General features: G+C 52.9%; 3 protein-coding genes and 1 pseudogene. 1 reads left to right on the top strand and 3 read right to left on the bottom strand.

Going from position 1 to position 7,489, the window contains the following annotated elements:
* Positions 1 to 135: 135 nt before the first annotated feature.
* From lacY to lacI, 3 genes are all read right to left on the bottom strand, one after another.
* Positions 136 to 1,389 (bottom strand): lactose permease, encoded by a 1,254-nt coding sequence (lacY, locus tag L2I46_RS28240; protein WP_023287163.1) that lies wholly within the window; start codon positions 1,387 to 1,389, stop codon positions 136 to 138.
* A gap of 51 nt (positions 1,390 to 1,440) precedes the next feature.
* A complete protein-coding gene (gene lacZ, locus L2I46_RS28235; RefSeq protein ID WP_023287164.1) occupies positions 1,441 to 4,515 on the bottom strand; it encodes a beta-galactosidase in 3,075 nt (1,024 codons plus the stop codon).
* Between the two features lie 121 nt (positions 4,516 to 4,636).
* Positions 4,637 to 5,719 (bottom strand): DNA-binding transcriptional repressor LacI, encoded by a 1,083-nt coding sequence (gene lacI / locus L2I46_RS28230; protein ID WP_024241646.1) that lies wholly within the window; start codon positions 5,717 to 5,719, stop codon positions 4,637 to 4,639.
* Between the two features lie 352 nt (positions 5,720 to 6,071).
* Here lacI and L2I46_RS28225 point away from each other — a divergent pair.
* A pseudogene (locus L2I46_RS28225) lies at positions 6,072 to 7,081 on the top strand (zinc-binding alcohol dehydrogenase family protein).
* Positions 7,082 to 7,489: the final 408 nt, after the last annotated feature.

The following is a 7,489-nucleotide window of genomic DNA, read 5'->3' as shown; positions in this document are numbered from 1 at the left end:
AAAGCGTGCGTATTGCCTGAAAACACAACCCGCTACGGGGGAGACTTACCCGAAATCTGATTTATTCAACAAAGCCCATTCCGTCCTGATAAGTTGGTCGGATAAGGCGCTCGCGCCGTATCCGACATTAATTTCTTAAGCGACTTCATTCACCTGGCGACGCAGCAGGGAAAGTGGGTCGGGGCCGCTAAGCGTGAACACGGAAATTAAGGTGAAGCCCAGCGCCACCAGACCCAGCACCAGGTAAGCGCCCTGGAAACCGATGCTTTCATACATATTGCCCGCCAGAATAGACATAAAAATCATCGCCAGTTGCTTAAAGAAGCAGAAACAGACCAGATAAATCGTCGCTGAAAAACGCACTTCAAACTGGCTGGTAATATATTTAAAGCTGCCCACCAGCAGGAACGGTACTTCAAACATATGCAGCGTTTTCAGAATAACCACTTCCAGTGCTGAGGTAGCGAACGATGAGCCAATAATACGTACTGACATAATAGTGCCAGCCAGCAGCAGGGCGTTTTTCCCACCGATGCGATTAATGATCAGTGGCGCAAAAAACATAATCGAGGCGTTAAGTAATTCGCCCATTGTCGTTACGTAGCCAAATACCCGCGTACCCTGTTCACCGGTAGCAAAGAACGAAGTAAAGAAATTAGCAAACTGTTGGTCAAAAACATCGTAGGTGCAGGAAACGCCAATAACATACAGTGACAAAAACCACAGTTTTGGCTGTCTGAACAGTTCCAGCGCCAGCTTAAGGCTAAATGCCGAATGGTTGGCACCTACCGCATTGGCAACCGTGGCAGAAGAGGGCGCATCCGTTTTGGCGAAAAAGAGTAAAACGGCGAGGATGAGTGCACAGCCAGAACCCAGCCAGAAAACAAACTGATTATTGATGGTGAACATGATGCCGACAATCGAGGCACACAGCGCCCAGCCAACACAGCCAAACATCCGCGCGCGACCAAATTCGAAATTACTGCGACGGCTGACTTTCTCGATAAATGCCTCTACTGCTGGCGCACCGGCGTTAAAACAAAAGCCTAGATAAATACCACCAACAATCGATCCTACTAAAATGTTGTATTGTAACAGTGGCCCGAAGATAAAAATAAAGAACGGCGCAAACATCACTAACATGCCGGTAATAATCCACAGCAGGTATTTGCGCAGCCCGAGTTTGTCAGAAAGCAGACCAAACAGCGGTTGGAATAATAGCGAGAACAGAGAAATAGCGGCAAAAATAATACCCGTATCACTTTTGCTGATATGGTTGATGTCATGTAGCCAAATCGGGAAAAACGGGAAGTAGGCTCCCATGATAAAAAAGTAAAAGAAAAAGAATAAACCGAACATCCAAAAGTTTGTGTTTTTTAAATAGTACATAATGGATTTCCTTACGCGAAATACGGGCAGACATGGCCTGCCCGGTTATTATTATTTTTGACACCAGAGCAACTGGTAATGGTAGCTACCGGCGCTAAGGTGGAATTCCGCCGACACTGACGGGCTCCAGGAGTCGTCGCCACCAATCCCCATATGGAAACCGTCGATATTCAGCCATGTGCCTTCTTCCGCGTGCAGCAGATGGCGATGGCTGGTTTCCATCAGTTGCTGTTGACTGTAGCGGCTGATGTTGAACTGGAAGTCGCCGCGCCACTGGTGTGGGCCATAATTCAATTCGCGCGTCCCGCAGCGCAGACCGTTTTCGCTCGGGAAGACGTACGGGGTATACATGTCTGACAATGGCAGATCCCAGCGGTCAAAACAGGCCGCAGTAAGGCGGTCGGGATAGTTTTCTTGCGGCCCTAATCCGAGCCAGTTTACCCGCTCTGCTACCTGCGCCAGCTGGCAGGTCAGGCCAATCCGCGCCGGATGTGGCGTATTGCTCGCCACTTCAACACCAACGGTAATCGCCATTTGACCACTTCCATCAATCCGGTAGGTTTTCCGGCTGATAAATAAGGTTTTCCCCTGATGCTGCCACGCGTGGACCGTGGTAATCAGCACCGCGTCGGCAAGCGTATCTGCCGTGCACTGCAACAACGCTGCTTCGGCCTGGTAATGGCCCGCCGCCTTCCAGCGTTCGACCCAGGCGTTAGGGTCAATGCGGGTCGCTTCACTTACGCCAATGTCGTTATCCAGCGGTGCGCGGGTGAACTGATCGCGCAGCGGCGTCAGCAGTTGTTTTTTATCGCCAATCCACATCTGTGAAAGAAAGCCTGACTGGCGGTTAAATTGCCAACGCTTATTATCCAGCTCGATGCAAAAATCCGTTTCGCTGGTGGTCAGTTGCGGGATGGCGTGGGGCGCGGAGGGGAGTGTCACGCTGAGGTTTTCCGCCAGACGCCACTGCTGCCAGGCGCTGATGTGTCCGGCTGCTGACCATGTGGTCGCGTGCGGTTGCACTACGTAAACCGTTAGCCAGAGTTGTCCGGCGCTCTCCGGCTGCGGTAGTCCAGGCAGTTCAATCAACTGTTTACCTTGTGGAGCGACATCCAGAGGCACTTCACCGCTTGCCAGCGGCTTGCCATCCAGCGCCACCATCCAGTGCAGGAGCTCGTTATCGCTATGACGGAACAGGTATTCGCTGGTCACTTCGATGGTTCGCCCGGATAAACTGAACTGGAAAAACTGCTGCTGGTGTTTTGCTTCCGTCAGCGCCGGATGCGGCGTGCGGTCGGCAAAGACCAGACCGTTCATGCAGAACTGGCGATCATTCGGCGTATCGCCAAAATCACCGCCGTAAGCCGACCACGGATTGCCATTTTCATCATATTTAATCAGCGACTGATCCACCCAGTCCCAGACGAAGCCGCCCTGTAAACGGGGGTACTGACGAAACGCCTGCCAGTATTTAGCGAAGCCGCCAAGACTGTTACCCATCGCGTGGGCGTATTCGCAAAGGATCAGCGGGCGCGTCTCTCCAGGCAACGAAAGCCATTTTTTGATGGACCATTTCGGCACAGCCGGGAAGGGCTGGTCTTCATCCACACGCGCGTACATCGGGCAAATAATATCGGTTGCGGAGGTGTCGGCTCCGCCGCCTTCATACTGTACCGGGCGGGAAGGATCGACAGATTTGATCCAGCGATAGAGTGCGTCGTGATTAGCGCCGTGGCCTGATTCATTCCCCAGCGACCAGATGATCACACTCGGGTGATTACGATCGCGCTGCACCATTCGCGTTACGCGTTCGCTCATCGCGGGTAGCCAGCGCGGATCATCGGTCAGACGATTCATTGGCACCATGCCGTGGGTTTCAATGTTGGCTTCATCCACCACATACAGGCCGTAGTGGTCGCACAGCGTGTACCACAGCGGATGGTTCGGATAATGCGAACAGCGCACGGCGTTAAAGTTGTTCTGCTTCATCAGCAGGATATCCTGCACCATCGTCTGCTCATCCATGACCTGACCATGCAGAGGATGATGCTCGTGACGGTTAACGCCGCGAATCAGCAACGGCTTGCCGTTCAGCAGCAGCAGACCATTTTCAATCCGCACCTCGCGGAAACCGACATCGCAGGCTTCTGCTTCAATCAGCGTGCCGTCGGCGGTGTGCAGTTCAACCACCGCACGATAGAGATTCGGGATTTCGGCGCTCCACAGTTTCGGGTTTTCGACGTTCAGACGTAGGGTGACGTGATCGGCATAACCACCACGCTCATCGATAATTTCACCGCCGAAAGGCGCGGTGCCGCTGGCGACCTGCGTTTCACCCTGCCACAAAGAAACCGTCACCCGCAGCTCATCGCGCAGCTCGCCGTACATCTGAACGTCTGCCTCCAGTACAGCGCGGCTGAAATCATCATTAAAGTGAGTGGCTACATGGAAATCGCTGATTTGCGTGCTCGGTTTATGCAGCAACGAGACGTCACGGAAAATGCCGCTCATCCGCCACATATCCTGATCTTCCAGATAACTGCCGTCACTCCAGCGCAGCACCATCACCGCGAGGCGGTTTTCTCCGGCGTGTAAAAATGCGCTCAGGTCAAATTCAGACGGCAAACGACTGTCCTGTCCGTAACCGACCCAGCGCCCGTTGCACCACAAATGAAACGCCGAGTTAACACCATCAAAAATAATTCGCGTCTGGCCTTCCTGTAGCCAGCTTTCATCAACATTAAATGTGAGCGAGTAACAACCCGTCGGATTCTCCGTGGGAACATACGGCGGATTGACCGCAATGGGATAGGTCACGTTGGTGTAGATAGGCGCATCGTAACCGTGCATCTGCCAGTTTGAGGGGACGATGACAGTATCGGCGTCAGGAAGATCGCGCTCCAGCCAGCTTTCTGGTACCGCTTCTGGTGCCGGAAACCAGGCAAAGCACCATTCACCATTCAGGCTGCGCGACTCTTGGGAAGGGCGATCGGTGCGAGCCTCTTCGCTATTACGCCAGCTGGCGAAAGGGGGATGTGCCGCAAGGCGATTAAGTTGGGTAACGCCAGGGTTTTCCCAGTCACGACGTTGTAATACGACGGCCAGTGAATCCGTAATCATTGTCATAGTTGTATCCTGCGTGAATTGTTATCCGCTCACATTTTCGCATAACATACGAGCCGGACACATAGAGTGTAAAGCCTGGGGTGCCTAATGAGTGAGCTGACTCACATTAATTGCGTTGCGCTCACTGCCCGCTTTCAAGTCGGGAAACTTGTCGTGCCAGCTGCATTAAGGAATCTGCCAACGTGCGGGGAGAGGTGGTTTGCGTATTGGGCGCCAGGGTGGTTTTTCTTTTCACCAGTGAGACGGGCAACAGCTGATTGCTCTTCACCGCCTGGCCCTGAGAGAGTTTCAGCAAGCGGTCCACGCTGGTTTGCCCCAGCAGGCGAAAATCCTGTTTGATGGTGGTTAACGGCGGGATATAACACGAGCTGTCTTCGGTATCGTCGTATCCCACTACCGAGATATCCGCACCAACGCGCAACCCGGACTCGGTAATAGCGCGCATTGCGCCCAGCGCCATCTGATCGTTGGCAACCAGCATCGCAGTGGGAACGATGCCCTCATTCAGCATTTGCATGGTTTGTTGAAAACCGGACATGGCACTCCAGTCGCCTTCCCGTTCCGCTATCGGCTGAATTTGATTGCGAGTGAGATATTTATGCCAGCCCGCCAGACGCAGACGCGCCGAGACAGAACTTAATGGGCCCGCTAACAGCGCGATTTGCTGGTGACCCAATGCGACCAGATGCTCCACGCCCAGTCGCGTACCGTCTTCATGGGAGAAAATAATACTGTTGATGGGAGTCTGGTCAGAGACATCAAGAAATAACGCCGGAACATTAGCGCAGGCAGCTTCCACAGCAATGGCATCCTGGTCATCCAGCGGATAGTTAATGATCAGCCCACTGACGCGTTGCGCGAGAAGATTGTGCACCGCCGCTTTACAGGCTTCGACGCCGCTTCGTTCTACCATCGACACCACCACGCTGGCACCCAGTTGATCGGCGCGAGATTTAATCGCCGCGACAATTTGCGACGGCGCGTGCAGGGCCAGACTGGAGGTGGCAACGCCAATCAGCAACGACTGTTTCCCCGCCAGTTGTTGTGCCACGCGGTTGGGAATGTAGTTCAGCTGCGCCATCGCCGCTTCCACCTTTTCCCGCGTTTTCGCAGAGACGTGGCTGGCCTGGTTCACCACGCGGGAAACGGTCTGATAAGAGACACCGGCATACTCTGCGACATCGTATAGCGTTACTGGTTTCACATTTACCACCCTGAATTGACTCTCTTCGGGTGCTATCATGCCATACCACGAAATGTTTTGCGCCATTCGGAGGGGGCACGCCGAAGTGAGATTCAAAATGCCGACGTCAGTTCACAGGTGGGTAATGATACCAACGTGTTGATTTCGTATTTTCACTGACACCAGGATCATCCTGATGTTACAAGGATTGAATGACTACAGATTAAAATAGTCATCAACAGGTTGACAGCATTACCCAGCGCCCGCTTTCCGCGTATTTTTCGATTTGCACTGCCGGGGGCACTGGCGGGTATCGCGTTCCGCACACTTTTACATTTATTTATCTGGTGACTGACCTTTTTAAGGAGACAGAATGAAAGCCGTTGGTTTCTGGCAACCCGGGAAAGTACATCCGTTATTGAAGATTTGTCGCTTCCCCACCCATCCATGCCCAAGGGGCGTGATCTTTTGATCAGAGTCAGGGCGGTCGCGGTTAACCCACGGGACCTGAAAAGCCGGCGAAACATCAGTCCCTCTGCAGGCAATCCGGTAGTTATGGGATACGACGCTTCCGGTGTTGTTGAAGCAACCGGACCAGATGTGACGCTGTTCAGGCCAGGTGACCACGTTTTCTATGCCGGTGTGCTCGATCGCCAGGGAGCCAACGCAGAGTTTCAGCTGGTTGACGAACGCATTACGGGGATAAAGCCGGCAGCACTAAGTTTTGAAGCTGCAGCGTCGGTTCCTCTGACCGGTCTGACAGCCTGGGAAATGTTATTTGATCGTCTGCAGTTGTCAGTGAACGGAGATGCTGATCAGACCCTGTTGATGCTTGGCGGTGCGGGCGGAGTCCCTTGTATGGCTATACAGCTTGCCCGCACTCTGAGTCGGGTGAACATCATCGGGACTGCCTCCCGGCAGGAGAGTGTCAGAGCGGTTCGCGGGTTTGGTGCGCATTATGTCCTGGATCATTCATGTGCGCTTGCGCCACAGGTTGCCAGCCTTGCTGGACTCCCTCCCATTACCCGGATTTTCTCAACGTACACCACGCCATCTGCCTGGGAAAATATGGCCGAAATTATTGCCCCACAAGGCCGTATCGGACTCATCGACGACCCTGAACCACTGGATCTGCGTTTGATCAAATTTAAGAGCGTTTCTGTTCACTGGGAGGCAATGTTTACCCGCCCCATGCATGCTACTGCGGACATGTCTAAACAGCATGATATTCTTAACAAACTCTCATGCATGCTGGATTCCGGTAAGCTCAAACCTCCGTTGCTGGCAGAGTATGGCAGGCTGAATGCTAAAGCACTTCGCCGGGCTCATGAGGACATGGAAAATAAAAATGTGAACGGGAAAATTGTTTTTTCAGGGTTCTGATGAACAGGCCTGTCAGAGTAAAAAAGATTCGGGTTCAGCACAATGCTGAATTCTGTCTGGCTATAGAGTAAGAATCGTACCGGAATTGAGCATTTACCCTCAGTACCTGCGGATGAAAAAGCAGTCTGCCCTGACATACTGAACAATCCCTTCTCATAAGATGCCTCTCTTTTGCTGTTTAAAGAGCTGAGCAGTCCGGGCGGAGACTGACCTCGTTCCGCTTTCCAAGCGACCCCCTTGTTGAAAGTGCGACAAAAGAGATAGGGCGAATGACTATACTTCGCTCATAGCTGCCCGCCATGCCAGCTCAAAAAACAGGCTTAACGTAGGATATTTAATGAGATGGTCACTCCCTCCTTCCCAGTACTATGCTGAGGACAGGCTTTCATTCGGAGAACCATCATGGAA

This window comes from Klebsiella sp. 2019SCSN059, from assembly GCF_021739525.1.
In the GTDB taxonomy this organism is placed as follows: Bacteria; Pseudomonadota; Gammaproteobacteria; order Enterobacterales; family Enterobacteriaceae; genus Klebsiella; species Klebsiella quasipneumoniae.
The sequence above is the reverse complement of the archived record's forward strand: the minus strand, read 5'-3'. Positions and strand labels throughout refer to the sequence as shown.

Bases quoted from the DNA above. Each gene is read 5' to 3' on its own strand.
- lacY (WP_023287163.1), bottom strand. From the start codon at position 1,389: ATGTACTATTTAAAAAACACAAACTTTTGGATGTTCGGTTTATTCTTT.
- lacZ (WP_023287164.1), bottom strand. From the start codon at position 4,515: ATGACAATGATTACGGATTCACTGGCCGTCGTATTACAACGTCGTGAC.